Below are 15,572 nucleotides of genomic sequence, written 5' to 3'. Positions count from 1 at the left end.
AGACCTCCGTGCGGCCCATCAGCTACTCCCGCGCCACCGCCGTCGCCGACGCGGTGGCCGCCGTCGCCGCGGACCCCACCAGCGACTTCCTGGCCGGCGGCACCACCGAGGTCGACCTGCTGCGGCAGAACGTGCTGCTGCCGCGCCGGCTCGTGGACATCAACGATCTGCCGCTCACCCAGATCGAGGACCGGCCGGACGGCGGCCTGTACATCGGCGCGCTGGCCCGTATGAGCGAGGTGGCCGCGGCGCCCGCCGTACGGGAGCGCTACCCGATGGTGGCGCAGGCGCTGGAACTCGGTGCCTCCGCGCAGCTGCGCCACATGGCCAGCATGGGCGGCAACATGATGCAGCGCGTGCGCTGCGGCTACTTCCGCGACGCGACGGCCCCCTGCAACAAGCGCGATCCGGGCAGTGGCTGCAGCGCCCTCGACGGCTTCAACCGCGGCCACGCGGTGCTCGGCGTCAGCGACCACTGCATCGCCACCCACCCCTCGGACGTCGCCGTGCCGCTGGTGGCTCTGGACGCCCGCATCCATACGGAGGGTCCGCGCGGCCGGCGGGTCTACCCGATCGACGACTTCTTCCTGCTGCCCGGCGACACCCCGCACCTGGAACACCCGCTGGAGCACGGCGAGCTGGTGGTGGGAATCGAGGTTCCCGGTCTGCCCGCGGCGCGCACCTCCCTGTACACGAAGGTCCGCGACCGCGAGTCGTACGAGTTCGCCCTGGCCTCCGTCGCCGCCACGGTGACCGTGGCCGACGGCGTGATCGGCGAGGTGCGGCTGGCGCTGGGCGGCGTGGCCACCAAGCCCTGGCGCGCCCGCCGCGCGGAGGAGATGCTGCGCGGCGCCCCCGCCCGCACCGAGACCTTCGCACGGGCCGCCCACGAGGAGCTCGCCGCCGCCCGCACCGTGCCGCTCAACGCCTTCAAGGCCGAGCTGGCCCAGCGGACCGTCGTCCGCGTCCTGGAGGTCCTCACCCGAGCGGAGAGCCCGTCATGAGCACACCGACCCTCGCGATCGGACGGCCCACCGACCGAGTCGACGGCCGCCACAAGGTCACCGGCGGCGCGCGCTACTCCGGGGACGTGCTGCTGGCCGGCATGGCGTACGCCGTCCTGGTCGGCGCGCGCGTACCCAGCGGCCGGATCACCGCCATCGACACCTCCGAGGCGCTGCAGGCCGAAGGGGTGCTCAGCATCCTCACCCACGAGAACCTGCCCAGGGCCGCCGGACAGCCCCCGCTGATCCCCTCGCTCGCCGGGATGCCCGCTCCGGGGCAGACCTTCTTCCCGCTCCAGGACGAGGTGGTGCACTACACGGGGCAGCCCATGGCCGTCGTCGTCGCCGACACCCTCGAACGCGCCCAGCACGCGGGCGCGCTGATCCGCGTCTCCTACGAGGAGACGCCGTCGGTCACCACCCTCGATCAGGGGCGCGACGAGGCGTACGAACCCGAGGCGATCTTCGCCGGCTTCATCCCGGGCCGCAGCGCGCGCGGCGACGTGGAGAGCGGGCTCGCGCGGGCCGAGGTGCGCATCGACGCCACGTACACCTACGCCGCGAACAACCACAACCCCATCGAGCCCTCGGCCACCACCGCGGCGTGGGACGGCGACCAGCTGACCCTCTACGACGCCACCCAGGGGGTGACGGCCACCCAGCTCACGGTCGCGGCGCTGCTCGGTCTGACCCCCTCGAAGGTGCGCGTCGTCTCGCACTACGTCGGCGGCAGCTTCGGCTGCAAGGCGATGATCTGGGCGCACCCGGCGCTGGCCGCGCTCGCCGCCCGCCAGGTCGGACGCCCCGTCAGGCTCACCCTCAACCGGGAGCAGATGTTCACGTCGGTCGGCCACCGGGAGGAACAGGAGCAGCGCATCACGCTGGGCGCGGACAAGGAAGGCCGGCTCACCGCGCTGCGCCACCACAAGCTCTCGCCCACCTCGCACTTCGACGACTGGGCGGAGCCCTCCCTCGGCGTTGCCTCCCAGATCTACGCCTGCCCGAACTACGAGGGCGTCTACCGGCTGATCCGCGCCAACACCATGACGCCGACCTTCATGCGGGCCCCCGGCGAGGCCTCCGGCATGTTCGCGCTGGAGAGCACGATGGACGACCTCGCCCACCGGCTGGGCATCGATCCGGTGGAACTGCGCCTGCGCAACTACAGCGACACCGACCCCACCACCGGCAACCCCTGGTCCAGCTGCGGGCTCAAGGAGTGCTACGCACGGGGGGCCGAGCGCTTCGGCTGGCACCGGCGCAATCCCGAACCCAGGTCCCACCGCGACGGCAGGTGGCTCATCGGCTACGGCATGGCGACCGCCGGATACCCCGTCTACGGTCCGAACAACCCGCAGCGCGCCCGGGCCCGGCTGTACTCCGACGGCACCGCCGTGGTGCAGGCCGCGACGCCCGACTTCGGCACCGGTGTCGCCACCGTGATGACGCAGGTGGCCGCCGACGCCCTCGGCCTGCCCGTCGAGCGGTGCCGCTTCGAGGGCGGTGACACCACCCTGCCCACCATCGCCGCCGCCGTCGGCTCCTCGGGAGCGGGCATGATCAGCGCGGCCGTCCACACCGCGGCGACCCGCCTGCGCGACCAGCTCGTCGCGCTGGCCGTCGCGGACACCCAGTCGCCCCTGCACGGTGCGGACCCCGGCGCCGTGGTCGTACGGGACGGCCGGATGATGCCGCATGCGGATGCCGGGACCGGCGAGAGCTACGCCGATCTGCTGCACCGCAACTTCCTCCCCGACCTCGAGGCGGGCGGCTCCTGGTCCCCGTCGGCCGAGAGCACCCGCTACGGGATGATGACGTTCGGTGCGCAGTTCGCCGAGGTCGCCGTGGACCCCGGCCTCGGGATCGCCCGGGTCCGCCGGATGGTCGGCGCCTTCGCGCCGGGCCGGGTCCTCAATCCCAAGACGGCCCGCAGCCAGCTCATGGGCGGGATGCTCTGGGGACTGGGCCAGGCGCTCCTGGAAGCCAACTACATGGATCCGCGCCGCGGCCGCTGGGTCGCCTCCAGCCTGGGCGACTACCTCGTTCCGGTCCATGCCGACGCGCCGTCGGTGGAGGTCGAACTCGTCGATGTGGCCGACGAGATCGTCAACCCGCTCGGTGTGAAGGGCGTCGGAGAGGTCGGCCAGGTGGGCGCCGCCGCGGCCATCGCCAACGCCGTCCACCACGCCACCGGACGCCGTATCCGCAAGCTGCCCCTCACCCTCGAAGACCTGCTGTGAGGCACGGCGGGGTGCGGGCGGGGGTTGCCCGTAGTACGGCACCTGTAGGGCGGTGCCTGTAATACGGCACCCGTAGTGCGGTGCCCGTAATACGGTGCCTGTCGTCCGCCGGGCGGAGCGGGTCCTCGGCCGCCCGGCGGAGCGCGATGGTTCCTCGGCAGGAAGTCGGCGGAACCGGCGCCGGACAGCATGGGTTCATGACCCTGGACATGAGCGGTGGCCCGTTCCGCCGCAAGCTGCTCGAACCCGCCCGGCCGGTGCCCGCGGGGCTCTTCGTCCGGCTGGCCGCATACGTGGCGGTGGCGGAGATGCTGGTGTACTCGGCGCAGAAGGTGTACATGGCGGTGCGCGGTGAGATCGGCATGCCCGGTCACCCCGCCCCCGCAGCCGTGCAGGCGCAGTTCGCACACGCCGGGCTCGCCCAGGCGGGCAACGCCGCGCTCGGTGCGCTCGCGGCGCTGGTGGCACTGTCGTCCGTCACGCGGTGGGGGGCCCGGATCCCGCGCTGGGCACTGTGCTGCGCACTGACGCTCTCGCTGGTGATGCTGTCGCTGGGGGCGGTGGCGACCTTCGGGCGTACGGACTTCGCGTGGGGCCACCTCGGCTGGGGCGAGGTCCTGGGATTCGTGCGGGAAGGCGCCCGGTTCGGGGCGTGGCTCGTGGTGGCGGTGTCGTACGGGCTGCGTACGCGCCCGCCCCGGGACCGTCTCGCAGCCGGGGCGGGGTGTTGAACGGCGGCCGCGGGCGGGGGACGGCGGCCGGCGTGGCCTTCGGCTGCGCGCTCGCCTACGGTGCGATGAAGCTGGACTGGGCCCTGGGCGGCACGTTCCTGATGCGGCAGACTCCGCTGCCCCGTGCCGCCCGGGACGACCTGCTGAACCGCACGGCGGACGCGGTCCTCGGGCACTGGGCCTCCGTGGCGCTGGCGGTGGTCGGGATGGCGGCGGCGCTCCATCTGGCCGGGGGCTTCCGGCCGCATGGGAGGGTCCGCCGCGGGGTGCTGCTGGCCGGTTCCTGGGCGGGGTGCCTGTTCATGGTGTCGCGCGCGATCGGGCTGCTGGGCTATGGGTTCTTCCTCGACCTGCGGCTGCTGACCGGTGCGGTTTCCGTCCCCGCCTCCGCCGCGGACCTCGCGCGCTACGAGGCCGGTTGGGATCTGCTGCTGTGGTCGCCGTACTGGCTGGTGTTCGGCGTCTGCTGGGGTCTCGCGGCCCGGCACTACCGGCGCGAGCGGCGCGACCGGCCGGCCGGGGCTTCGGGCCACGGGTGACGGCCTCGGCGCCGGTGCCCGGGTCGGGCCGGTGCCCGGGGCGGCGCCGGCGACCGTCGGTGCCGGCGACCGTCGGTGCCCCGGGCCCGGCGATCGTCCGTGATCCCGGCCGCGTCAGGCCGCCGCATGCCTCCCGGCCGCGCCGGCTCCCCGCCCGTCCGCGCCGGCGGCAACGCCCAGCCCGTCCGCGCCGGCGTCCGGGTCATGGTGAATCGGAGTTGCCGAGCCGGTCAGCGGAACGCCCGTGCCGCCCCGCCGGGCCGCGACGATCTCCGCCGCGATGGACAACGCGGTCTCCTCGGGCGTACGGGCTCCGAGGTCGAGGCCTATCGGGGACCGCAGCCGGGCCAACTCCCGCTCGGTGACGCCGGCTTCGCGAAGCCGGCGATTGCGGTCCTCATGGGTGCGGCGGGAGCCCATCGCGCCGATGAACGCGGCCGGCAGCCGCAGCGCGGCCGTCAGCATGGGAACGTCGAACTTGGCGTCGTGGGTGAGCACGCACAGGACCGTACGGGCATCGGTCGCCGTGCGCTGGAGGTAGCGGTGCGGCCAGTCGACCACGAGGTCGTCGGCTTCGGGGAAGCGGACGCGGGTGGCGAAGACCGGACGGGCGTCGCACACGGTCACGTGATAGCCGAGGAACTTGCCCGTGCGCACCAGCGCCGCGGCGACGTCGACGGCCCCGAAGACGATCATGCGGGGCGGCGGCACGCTCGACTCGACGAACAGCGACAGGCCGGCCGGATCGCAGCGCGAGCCGCTCTCCGAGAGGGCGACCGTGCCGGTGCGGCCCGCGTCGAGCAGGGCCCTGGCCTCGCCGGCCGCCGCCCGGTCGAGGTCCGGAAGGCCTCCCAGGCTGCCCTCGAACGATCCGTCGGGGCGCACCAGCAGCGCCCGGCCCAGGAGCCGGTCAGGCCCCTGGGCGACACGGGCCAGCGCCGCGGTCTCCCCGCGGGCGGCGGCCGACAGCGCCGCTTCCCCCACCGTCCTGACCGGCGCGCCGACGCCCATCGGCGTGACCAGCACCTCGACGACCCCGCCGCAGGTCAGCCCCACCGCGAAGGCGTCCTCGTCGCTGTAGCCGAACCGCTCGCGCACGGTCGCGCCGTCCTTCAGCGCCTGGACGCACAGGTCGTACACCGCCGCCTCGACACAGCCGCCGGAGACCGACCCGATGGCCGTGCCCTCGGTGTCGACGGCGAGGGCGGCCCCGGGGCCGCGCGGCGCGCTGCCGCCCACCGCCACGACGGAGGCGACGGCGAAGGACCGGCCCTCCTCCGCCCAGCGGTTCAACTCCTCGGCGATATCAAGCATGTCGGGTCCCGCTGGGCCCGCCCGCCTGCAGAACGCGGTCGGGGCGGATCGGCAGGTGCCGGTGGCGTACACCGGTCGCGTGCCAGACCGCGTTGGCGATCGCCGCCGCGGCGCCCACGATGCCTATTTCGCCGATGCCCTTGATCCCGACCGGGTCCTCGGGATCGGGGTCGTCGACCCAGTCCGCCTCGATGAGCGGGACATCGGCGTTCGCGGCGATGTGGTACCCGGCGAGGTCGGCGCCCACATGCCCGCCCGACGCCGGGTCCCTGACGGCCTCCTCGTGCAGAGCCATCGAGATGCCCCAGGTCATACCGCCGATGAACTGACTGCGTGCGGTCAGCGGGTTGATGATCCGGCCGGCGGCGAAGATGCCGAGCATCCGCCGCACGCGGACCTCGCCGCTGGTGACGTCCACGGCGACCTCGGCGAACTGCGCTCCGAAGGAGTGCCGTTCCTTCTGCGTGAGCGTGCCGAGGGCCTCGGTGGTGTCGGACCGTGCCGTGATGCCCTCCTCCGGAATGTCGATACCGAGGGCCAGTTGCTCCCGCAGTTCGCGCACCGCGGCCGTGACCGCCCAGCCCCAGGAGCGGGTGCCCATCGAGCCGCCCGCAAGCATCGCCGGGCCGAAGTCGCTGTCCGCGATGCGTACCTGGACGCGCTCCGGTGCCACCTTGAGGGCGTCCGCGGCGATCAGGGTCAGCGCGGTCCGCGCTCCGGTCCCGACGTCCGCCGCGGTGATCCGTACGGTGAAGGTGCCGTCGGCCTCCGCCGTCACGGCCGCCGTGGACGGGCCGACGAGCACGGGGAAGGTGGCCGTGGCGGTGCCGGTCCCGAGCAGCCAGCGCCCTTCACGGCGCAGTCCGGGACGCGGATCCCGGTCCGCCCAGCCGAACCTGCGGGCACCTTCCTCGAAGCAGGACAGGAGATTGCGGCTGCTGAACGGGAGGCCGGAGACGGGCCCCACTTCCGGTTCGTTGCGGGCCCGCAGCGCGATCGGGTCCATGCCGCACTTCTCGGCGAGTTCGTCGAGCGCGGACTCCAGCGCGAACGAGCCCGGAGCCTCACCCGGCGCGCGCATGAAGGTCGGCGTCGGCACGTCGAGAGGTACGACGCGGTTGACGGTGTGGTGCGCGTCGGCGTCGTACAGCGGACGTCCGAATCCGGCGCTCGGCTCGACGAATTCATGGACGGTCGAGGTCAGGCTGTGCCCCTGGTGGTCGAAGGCGCGCAGCCGTCCGTCGCTGTCGGCGCCGAGCCTGACGCGCTGCGCGGTGGGGCTGCGGTAGCCGACCAGCGAGAACATCTGACGGCGCGTCATGACGACTCTGACGGGACGGTCCAGGACCGTCGCCGCCATCGCGGCGAGGATCTGGTGCACGCGTATGCCCTTGGCCCCGAAGGCCCCGCCGACGTGTTCGGACCGTACCCGGACCGAGGCCGGGTCGAGGGAGAACAGCTTCGCCAGCTCGCCCGCGACCCAGGTGCTGCCCTGGTTGGAGTCGAAGACTTCGAGACGGCCGCTGTCCCAGCGCGCGGTCGCCGCGTGCGGTTCCATCGGGCTGTGGTGCTCTTCGGGCGTGGTGTACTCCGCGTCCACGACGTGGGTGGACGCGGCGAGTTCGGCCTCCAGGTCGCCCTTCTCCGTTTGCATGCCCGCGGCGTCCGGCGTGTAGGTGCCGGGACGTCCGGCGGAGAACGCCACGTCGTGCGACTCCGCGTCGTAGTGGACGACCAGCGTCTCGGCCGCCTCCCGCGCCTGCTCGGACGTCTCGGCGACGACCAGCGCCACCGGCCAGCCCATGAACGGCACCCGGTCGTGCTGGAAGACCTCGACGATCGGGTCGGGCCGCCCCAGCATGCCCAGGTAGTCGCCGTCGACGCGCGGCGCGTTCCCGTGGTGCAGGACGGCCAGGACGCCGGGCATCGCGAGAACGGGGGCCGACTCGACCGAGCGGATGCGGCCGCGGGCGACGGTGGACAACACCAGCCAGCCGTGGGCGAGTTCGGCGAAGGGGATCTCTCCCGCGTAGCGGGCCGCTCCGGTGACCTTGGCCAGGCCCTCCACGCGGGTGTGCGCGGTGCCGACGGCTCCCGTCACCGCGGTGGTTCCCGTCGTCGTGGTGGTCATCGGGCGGCCTCCTCGGACAGCTCGGTCAGTTCGGTCAGCACGGCCACGACGAGGTTGCGCATCAGCGTCACCTTGTAACCGTTGTGCGGCAGCGCCTCGGCGGCCGCCAGTTCGGCGTCCGCGGCGGCGGCGAACGCGGCGGCGTCCGCCGGCCGTCCGGTCAGCACACGCTCGGCCTCCCGGGCCCGCCACGGCCGGGACGCGACCGCTCCGAAGGCGAGACGGACACCGCGTACGACTCCGTCCCGGACGTCGAGGGCGGCGGCGATCGAGCCGATCGCGAACGCGTAGGACGCGCGCTCGCGCACCTTGCGGTAGCGGGAGTGGGCGGCGACCGGAGCAGGCGGCAGGGTGATGCCGGTGATCAGCGCGCCGGGCGGCAGCGCGGTCTCCCGATGCGGACTGTCCCCCACGGGAAGATGGAACTCCGCGAGCGGCAACTCGCCCGGCCCGTCGGCCGTTTCGTAGCCGACGACCGCGTCGAAGGCGGCGAGCGCCACCCCCATGTCCGAGGGATGAACGGCCACGCACTGCTCGGAGGCACCGAGGATCGCGGAGTTGCGGTGCTCGCCCGCGATGGCGGGGCAACCGCTTCCGGGGACCCGCTTGTTGCAGGGCTTGGCCAGATCGGCGTAGTAGCCGCAGCGGGTGCGCTGGAGGAGGTTGCCGCCGACCGTGGCCATGTTGCGCAGCTGCCCCGAGGCACCGGCCAGCACGGCCTGCGCCAACGCCGGGTAGCGGCGCCGCACTTCGGGGTGGGCGGCGAGATCGCTGTTGGTGACGGTCGCGCCGATGCGCAGACCGCCGTCGGCCGTGGTCTCGATCCGGTCGAGGGGCAGTTCGCGCACGTCGATCAGGAGCGCGGGCCGCTCCACGCCGGCCTTCATCAGGTCGACGAGATTGGTGCCTCCGCCGAGATAGCGCGCGTCGGGGTCGGCCCCGAGGAGGGCGACCGCACCGGCCACGTCGAACACACGCTGATAGCCGAACTCCTTCATACCCCCGCCTCCATGTCCACGTCCGCCTCCGCCGCCCGCGCGACCGCCTGCACGATCGACACATACGCGCCGCAGCGGCACAGGTTGCCGCTCATCCGCTCCCGTATCTCGTCCGCGGTCAGCGGCGGTGCCCCCGCTTCGGGCCGTATGTCCTCGGTGACGGCACTGGGCCAGCCGGCCGCGTGCTCCTCGATCACCGCCAGTGCCGAACAGATCTGGCCAGGCGTGCAGTAGCCGCACTGATAGCCGTCGAGGTCGAGGAACGCCTGCTGTACGGGATGCAGTCGCTCACCGTCCGCCACACCCTCGATGGTGGTGATCACGCGCCCCTCGGCGGCGACCGCGAGCTGCAGGCAGGAGACGGCCCGACGGCCGTCGATCAGCACCGTACAAGCACCGCACTGGCCTTGGTCACAGCCCTTCTTGGTCCCGGTCAGATCGAGACGCTCGCGCAGCGCGTCGAGCAGCGTCGTGCGGTGGTCGACGGGCAGCGTGTGCTTTTCGCCGTTGATGTTCAAAGTGATGGCGCTGGACGTCGACAGGGCCATGATCAGCCTTCTTTCGCGTATATGAGGCGCGGCGGGCATCGGGGCGCGCGCTGGGGCCGGTCCGGCCGGCCGGGAAGTCGAGCTGCAAGTCGAGCTGCCCCCGTGAGCGGTTCAAAAGGTCGTGGCACGGCTGCGCACATGCGGTTCTGTGCGGAGCGACATAAGCTATGGTGAACCTAGCGGACAATTGTCCGGTTACCGTCGAATCTACCGGACACCTGTCCGGTTAGCAAGGGTCGGCCGGCGGTGATTCCCGAAAGGGGGACGAGTGCAGCACGCAGAGGACACACCGGGGAAGAGCACCCCGGCCAAAGAGGCACCGCTGCGCTCGGACGCACAACGCAATCGCGAGCGCATCCTGGAAGTCGCGCTGGAGGAGTTGACCCGCTCCGCCGATGCCCCGCTGAGCGCGATCGCGAAGAAGGCGGGCGTCGGACAGGGGACGTTCTACCGCAACTTCCCCAACCGCGAGTCGCTCGTCCTGGAGGTCTACCGCTACGAAGTCCAGCAGGTCTCCGACACCGCCTGCCAGCTCCTCGAGACCCGCGCCCCCGACCAGGCGCTCCGGGAGTGGATGGACCGCCTCGCCCAGTACGCCATGACCAAGGCCGGCCTGCGCGACGCCATGCGCAAGGCCACCACCGCACACGGCACCCTGGCCGGCCTCGGGCACGGCCCGGTGACCACGGCCGTCGCCGCCCTGCTGAAGGCGAACGAGGAAGCCGGCACCATCCGCCCGGGACTGACCCCCGACGACTTCCTCCTGGCCATCGCCGGCCTCTGGCAGATCGACCCGCACGGCGACTGGCACTCCCGCGCGGACCGCCTGCTGGACCTCGTCATGGACGGCCTGCGCGCGGGCGCCCGCGTTCATTCTCAGGGCAGGAATGCGTAAACGGGGCCGTCAGACGCGAAGTTGCGAGAACACAACGTCACGTCCCGGCCCTTGAGATAAGCCAGCAACCACTCACTGAACGTCATCTCGTAGAGCGTCCAGGCCGGACTGTCGAACTCCTGGACCACGACGCGCCAGGGCGACGAGGGGTCGTCGGGAATGCGCAGGAAAACCGCCTCGCCCGTCGTGGCCGACGCCACCGGCACCAGTTCTCCTGGGTTCGCCCCTACTGGACTCGGCAGGAACTCCGCCATGTCCTCGTCGCGCCAGAGCTCGAGATCCCTCCTGATCTCTTCTCCCAGACTGTGCAGAAGGTGGCCGGCGGGGTGCTTCAGATACAACTGCGTGTTGATCTCGATCGAACCGTAGGCGTCCACGATCTCACGGAAGTCCGCCGGGAATTCGATACCGAGTTCCTGCTCCAGTTCGATCCATGGAGCCGGATCCGACCAGTTGAACCGGGGTTCGCCCAACAGGGCTGTGATCTCTGGAAGCGTTGCCACCACTGGGTCCTTCTAGTGAGTCGAGCGGATGCGTGTCTCGGAGCTGACCGCGGTACAGGTAAAACGCCGGCGCGCACCGTCACCTTCCGACAGAGCCATCCGCCTGTTCACGGAGGATGTCGGCGTGGCCGGCGTGGCGCGCGGTCTCCTCGATCATGTGGATCAGCACCCAGCGCATCGATCTCCTCGCGTCGGCCCTGCCTGCCGCCCGGGCGGACGGACGGCTCAGGTCGTGGCAGCGCTCGACGATCTCGTTGGACTGCGCGATGGCGTCGCGATAGGCGGCCAGCAGGCTTTCCGCGGTGTCGTCCTCGACGAGCGTCATGCCGAAGTCCGGATGCTCGACGTCGGCGCCCTCGAAGGCCCAGAGAAACCAGTAGCGCTCGGCCGCTGTCAGGTGCTTGACCAGGCCGAACAGGCTGGTGCCGGACGGCACTCCGGCAGTGCGCCCCTGCTCCTCCGCGAGGCCTCGCGCCTTGGCGGCCATTGCCTCCCGGACGTAGTTCAGGAAGGAGAGCAGAGTCGACTTCTCGCCGGAGTCGCTCTCTGGTGGGCCCACGTCACGACGCAGTTGCGTGACTGTCATCGGCGCACTTTACGTCACGGTCGGACGTCGGCAGCCCTTGCACCGGGCCCCGCACGGCAAGGACGACCAGCACCCTGACCAGCCCAGAACGCCTCGGAGCAGGCCAGGTTCTCCGGGGTGACGTCCACGAACCGACCACGCGGTGGTCGCTCGGCTCTCCAGGCTAAGGAGTGTCCGGCGGGTCACTGTCGACGGAGGCCGTGGCGTCGGCGGACTCCGCGCGCCCCGTGGCCACCCGCAGTGTCACGGCAGCCGCGACGCCCGCCACCAGGCCGCACGTCAGGGCGGCCGGGACGCCGCCACCGATACCGGCGGACAGATACAGCAGCCCCCAGCGCAGCCCCTGCGCCCCCTCCAGCACCATCCGCAGCAACTGGCTCGCCAGCAACCCGAGGACCGTCGCACACACCGCGCCGGCCGCCATCGCCGGGACGGTGACCCGGGTGAACAGGCCGGGCAGCCGCCGCAGCACCCACCACACCACGGCGAGCAGCAGCACGTCGGCGGCGCGATACAGCAGCCAGCTGCCGAGCGGCGCGCCCGCGGGGCCGTCCCAGGCGCCGAGCAGCAGCCACTGACGCAGCAGGTCGCCCGGTTCGGCCAGCATCCCGATGGCCGGGGAGACCGCCTGGAGGGCGGCCGCGACCGGCTGGTACGAGAGGACCACCAGGGACAGGGCGATCACCACGGTCCCCACGGTGGCGGCGAGGCGGGCGGCGCGCACCGGGACGACCGCCGCCTCCCGCCGCAGCGGATCGGCCCCCTTGGCGGTGACCCGCGCGATGAGCACCGTCACCGCCGCCGCGACCAGGGCGGTGACCACCAGGATCTGCCGTCCCGAGGAGGTCGCGCTCGCCAGCTGGGGCAGGAGCCGGTAACTGCCGTGCCCTCCCGAGGCGATCAGCCACGGCGCGGAGATGGTGACCGCCAGGGTCCCGGCCACCACGCCCCAGGCCCACACCATGAGCAGCGAGACCGGCATCCGGCCGCGCACCGGCGGCAGCCTGCGGACCAGGAGGAGCGCCCCGGGCACGAAGAAGGCGAAGACCGCGCCGAACCGGATCTGCAACGCGGTGGTGTAGAGCGCGAGATAGCGGATGCCCTCGGCCCCGGCCGTGTCCCCGATCCCGCCGGACCCCTCGGTGCCGAGCCGGGCCGAGGACGGAGGGTCGTACGACCAGGGGGTGAGCCAGCGCTCGAGTTCGGCGGTGGCCTGGATGCCGAGCACATCGCCGGCGCCCCGCAGGTGGAGTGCCTGCGCACTCGCCCCCGCCCACCACAGAAGCGCCGTCAGGAGTACCCCTCCGGCCAGTGCCGGTATCACCGCGCGCCGGTATGTCATCCGCTGCCCCCGCTTTGCTCACGCACCCCGTGAATCCCCTGCTCATGCGGAGATTACGGGGCGTTGATCACATGTGGGTCACGGGCGTGCGCCGGATCGCCCCGGCGAGGGGCGCGGTGCCGGGTGCGGGAGGCCGGCCGCTGGAAGGGGAGTTGACGGTGTCGACGGCAGCCGGCGGGGCCGCAGCCGCACCCTCGGCGCGATCGGGAGCATCGAGCCGTCAGACCCGGTCCCGCGGCGCCCGCCGAGCCGAGCGCTGAGTACTTCAGTCGGCGGCCGGCCGGGGCAGGCGGCGATGGGCGTCGGCCACCGCGCGGAGTTCGGCGGCGACGCCGGCCCAGGCGCATTCGGGGAGTTCATGGCCGACTCGGGGCAGGAGGACCAGGCGCGAGCCGCGGATCCGGGAGGCGATCGCCCGTGCCGCACCGGGCTTGATGAGGGGGTCGTCCGCCCCGTGGAGGACGAGCGTGGGCTGGGTGACGGCGCTGATCGGCGGGCCGTGCCATTGGGCGCCGATCTGACGGCTCTGCGCCTGCTGGTCGTACACGCCGCGGTCGGCGTTGCGCTCGACGGCCTCCCGGGCGGCCGGCTCGTCGAAGGGCCGGTTGGGCGAGGCGAGGAGGCGGGAGACGGCGACGCCGGCCTCGACGGCCCCGTCGGGCGTATCGGGGAACCGCAGGCGGGCGAAGTTCGCCAGGGTCCGCAGCCTGATGTACCGCATGGTCCGCAGCCCCGAGGTGTCTCCGGGCACGGCTGCCATGGAGGTGAGGGTCCGGACGCGACCCGGGTGCCGTAGCGCCACGCGCTGCGCGATGGCTCCGCCGAGGGAGACGCCCATCAGGTGTGCGGATCGCCACCCCAGGGCGTCCAGGACGGCAGCGGTGTCGTCCGCCATGTCCTCGGCCGTGTACGCCTCTCCGCGCCTGCCGAAGAGCGCGGCGATGGGGTTGCCGGTGGGGGCGGGCGGCAGGTGGGTCGAGTCCCCGCCGTCGCGCTGGTCGTACCGGGCCACGGCGAAGCCCTGCGCGGCCAGCATCCGGCACAGCCCGTCCGGGATCCATCGCCGGTTGGCGCCCAGCCCCGTGGCCAGCAGGAGCGGCTCACCGTCGGCCCCTTCGGTCAGCGAGTCGAAGGCCAGTCGCACCGCGCCGTTCTCCGCCCAGCGGACCGGGCTCCACAGGTGTTTCGGGGTAGTGGACACAGGAACCTCCATAACTGCGATCGACGTTCGCAGTTCTAGAGTACGGGATGTGGCATCGAAACGGAGGAGGCAGGCGGACGAATGGCCCAGGAACGGATGACGGTCTGGGCGCGGCCCGAACGCGGGACCCGCGGCCCCGCGGCCGTGCACAGCCGCGCGGAGCTGGCCGCCGTCGCCGTCGAACTGGCCGACCGGGGCGGCCTGTCGGCGGTGTCGATGCGTCAGGTGGCAAAAGAGCTAGGGACCGGGCAGGCATCCCTCTACCGCTACCTCTCCGGCCGCGAGGACCTGCTCGACCTGATGACGGACGCGGTGGCGGAGGAGATCGACCTGGACGTCCCGCTCCGCGGTGATCCGGTGGCGGACCTGGTCGCCCTGGCGGCCCGGACCAAGGTCGTCCATCTGCGGCACCCCTGGCTGCCGGACGTTCCGCCGGAACCCCTGCGGCTGGGCCCCAGGGGCCTGGACTACCTGGAATACGCCCTGCGGGCCATGGCGTCCGTCCGGCTGCCCGGCCCGGCAAAGCTGGAAGTCGTCGCCCTGATGAACGCCTTGGTCACCCAGTTCGCCCGGGCCGAGCTCCAAGGCAGCCGCGGGACCACCGACCGCCAGGCGGCGCAGGCCGCCTACCTGAGCGAGGCGGCCGCCCAAGGAGACCGACCGTATGTCGCGGCCGCCATGGCCGATCAGACCGCAGCGGCCCCGAAGGAGCATCCACAGGCACGGTTCGAGCGGACGATGCACCGGGTGCTCACCGGGCTCGTACTGCCCGAACCCTCCTGATGGAGCGCTTCGGTCGCCGCGGGCCGCCGGCCGAAGCGCTCCGCCATCACCGCCGGCATGCGGACCGCCGCGCGGTGCGCACCTCTCCGGACGGCCGGCCGTCGCGGTACGGTCACGCCATGCCTGACGCCCGGTTGACCACGCCCTCGTTCCTCGTGCTCGGCATCATCGACAAACTGGGTGAGGCCAGTCCGTACGACGTCAAGGGCGAGGCCGCCCGCACGGTGGCGCCGTTCTGGTCGATGCCGCACGCGCAGGTCTACGCGCAGTGCGACCGCCTCGTGGAGGCGGGCCTGCTGTCGGAGGTCCGGCAGTCGGGTGGGCGCAACCGGCGGCTGATGAAGCTGACCGCGGCGGGAAAGACGGCCCTGGAGGAGTGGCTCGCCGACCCGGCCTTCGTACCGGTCGAGGCGCGCGAACGCGGCATCCTGAAACTGTGGTTCGGGGCCCGGCCGGAGGTGCTCGCCCCGGTGCAGCTGACCGAGCATCACCACACGCTCGCGAACTACGAGGAACTCGCGGGGACCGTGGGCGAGGCGCTGACGCGGGGACAGCGCGAGGCGCTGGAGTTCGGAATCCGCTATGAGCGGATGATGGTCGATTTCTGGCAGTGGGTGCAGCGGCGCGGCTCATGACGCCGCCGCGGAGATCGGCCACACCATGGCGGGGGGGGGGGGGGGGGGGGGGGGGGGGGGGGGGGGGGGGGGGGGGGGGGGGGGGGAGGGGGGGGCAAGCACCCCCCCATCGCTGCAAGAGC

At 72.6% G+C, this 15,572-nt stretch carries 15 protein-coding genes; 7 read left to right on the top strand and 8 right to left on the bottom strand.

The window, feature by feature from the left end; genetic code table 11:
- The first annotated feature begins 8 nt into the window (after positions 1 to 8).
- From AC0680_RS02920 to AC0680_RS02905, 4 genes are all read left to right on the top strand, one after another.
- Entirely contained in the window at positions 9 to 1,004 is a 996-nt protein-coding gene (locus AC0680_RS02920) for an FAD binding domain-containing protein (RefSeq protein ID WP_478624393.1), read from the top strand.
- Positions 1,001 to 3,244: a xanthine dehydrogenase family protein molybdopterin-binding subunit gene (locus AC0680_RS02915; RefSeq protein WP_478624391.1), complete on the top strand. Its 2,244-nt coding sequence runs from the start codon at positions 1,001 to 1,003 to the stop codon at positions 3,242 to 3,244. The genes AC0680_RS02920 and AC0680_RS02915 overlap by 4 nt, the downstream gene beginning before the upstream one ends.
- Positions 3,245 to 3,441: 197 nt before the next feature.
- The gene (locus AC0680_RS02910) at positions 3,442 to 3,975 is read left to right on the top strand and encodes a hypothetical protein (RefSeq protein WP_478624389.1); all 534 of its coding nucleotides are present in this window, start codon (positions 3,442 to 3,444) and stop codon (positions 3,973 to 3,975) included.
- Between the two features lie 32 nt (positions 3,976 to 4,007).
- The gene (locus tag AC0680_RS02905; RefSeq protein ID WP_478624388.1) at positions 4,008 to 4,514 is read left to right on the top strand and encodes a DUF3995 domain-containing protein; all 507 of its coding nucleotides are present in this window, start codon (positions 4,008 to 4,010) and stop codon (positions 4,512 to 4,514) included.
- A gap of 114 nt (positions 4,515 to 4,628) precedes the next feature.
- Here AC0680_RS02905 and AC0680_RS02900 read toward each other — a convergent pair whose 3' ends face one another.
- Genes AC0680_RS02900 through AC0680_RS02885 form a run of 4 tightly spaced genes read right to left on the bottom strand, consistent with a single transcriptional unit; the run spans position 4,629 to position 9,505 of the window.
- Positions 4,629 to 5,828, bottom strand: coding sequence for an XdhC family protein (locus tag AC0680_RS02900; protein ID WP_478624387.1), 1,200 nt, complete (start codon positions 5,826 to 5,828; stop codon positions 4,629 to 4,631).
- A complete protein-coding gene (locus AC0680_RS02895) occupies positions 5,821 to 7,959 on the bottom strand; it encodes a xanthine dehydrogenase family protein molybdopterin-binding subunit (RefSeq protein WP_478624386.1) in 2,139 nt (712 codons plus the stop codon). Before AC0680_RS02895 ends, AC0680_RS02900 begins: the two co-directional genes overlap by 8 nt.
- Positions 7,956 to 8,957 (bottom strand): FAD binding domain-containing protein, encoded by a 1,002-nt coding sequence (locus tag AC0680_RS02890; protein ID WP_478624384.1) that lies wholly within the window; start codon positions 8,955 to 8,957, stop codon positions 7,956 to 7,958. Before AC0680_RS02890 ends, AC0680_RS02895 begins: the two co-directional genes overlap by 4 nt.
- Positions 8,954 to 9,505: a (2Fe-2S)-binding protein gene (locus AC0680_RS02885; RefSeq protein WP_478624382.1), complete on the bottom strand. Its 552-nt coding sequence runs from the start codon at positions 9,503 to 9,505 to the stop codon at positions 8,954 to 8,956. Before AC0680_RS02885 ends, AC0680_RS02890 begins: the two co-directional genes overlap by 4 nt.
- 268 nt (positions 9,506 to 9,773) lie before the next feature.
- Between AC0680_RS02885 and AC0680_RS02880 the strand changes: the two genes are divergently transcribed.
- Positions 9,774 to 10,400 (top strand): TetR/AcrR family transcriptional regulator, encoded by a 627-nt coding sequence (locus AC0680_RS02880; RefSeq protein WP_478624381.1) that lies wholly within the window; start codon positions 9,774 to 9,776, stop codon positions 10,398 to 10,400.
- Here the strand turns inward: AC0680_RS02880 and AC0680_RS02875 are convergent.
- The 4 genes from AC0680_RS02875 to AC0680_RS02860 form a co-directional block, all read right to left on the bottom strand.
- Positions 10,382 to 10,903, bottom strand: coding sequence for an SMI1/KNR4 family protein (locus AC0680_RS02875; RefSeq protein ID WP_478624380.1), 522 nt, complete (start codon positions 10,901 to 10,903; stop codon positions 10,382 to 10,384). The genes AC0680_RS02880 and AC0680_RS02875 overlap by 19 nt on opposite strands.
- A gap of 79 nt (positions 10,904 to 10,982) precedes the next feature.
- On the bottom strand, positions 10,983 to 11,489 hold the full coding sequence (locus AC0680_RS02870; protein ID WP_478624379.1) for a DinB family protein: 507 nt from the start codon (positions 11,487 to 11,489) through the stop codon (positions 10,983 to 10,985).
- Positions 11,490 to 11,652: 163 nt separating this feature from the next.
- Positions 11,653 to 12,831, bottom strand: a complete 1,179-nt coding sequence (locus AC0680_RS02865) for a hypothetical protein (protein WP_478624378.1) — start codon at positions 12,829 to 12,831, stop codon at positions 11,653 to 11,655.
- Positions 12,832 to 13,096: 265 nt separating this feature from the next.
- Positions 13,097 to 14,032 carry an alpha/beta fold hydrolase gene (locus tag AC0680_RS02860; protein WP_478624376.1) on the bottom strand — a complete coding sequence of 312 codons (936 nt, stop codon included), beginning with the start codon at positions 14,030 to 14,032 and terminating at the stop codon, positions 13,097 to 13,099.
- Positions 14,033 to 14,113: 81 nt separating this feature from the next.
- Between AC0680_RS02860 and AC0680_RS02855 the strand changes: the two genes are divergently transcribed.
- Both AC0680_RS02855 and AC0680_RS02850 read left to right on the top strand, forming a co-directional pair.
- A complete protein-coding gene (locus AC0680_RS02855) occupies positions 14,114 to 14,815 on the top strand; it encodes a TetR/AcrR family transcriptional regulator (protein WP_478624375.1) in 702 nt (233 codons plus the stop codon).
- Positions 14,816 to 14,934: 119 nt separating this feature from the next.
- The gene (locus AC0680_RS02850; protein WP_478624374.1) at positions 14,935 to 15,450 is read left to right on the top strand and encodes a helix-turn-helix transcriptional regulator; all 516 of its coding nucleotides are present in this window, start codon (positions 14,935 to 14,937) and stop codon (positions 15,448 to 15,450) included.
- Positions 15,451 to 15,572: the final 122 nt, after the last annotated feature.

This window comes from Streptomyces sp. NPDC043738 (genome assembly GCF_056436545.1).
This window is presented reverse-complemented; position numbering and strand designations above follow the sequence as displayed.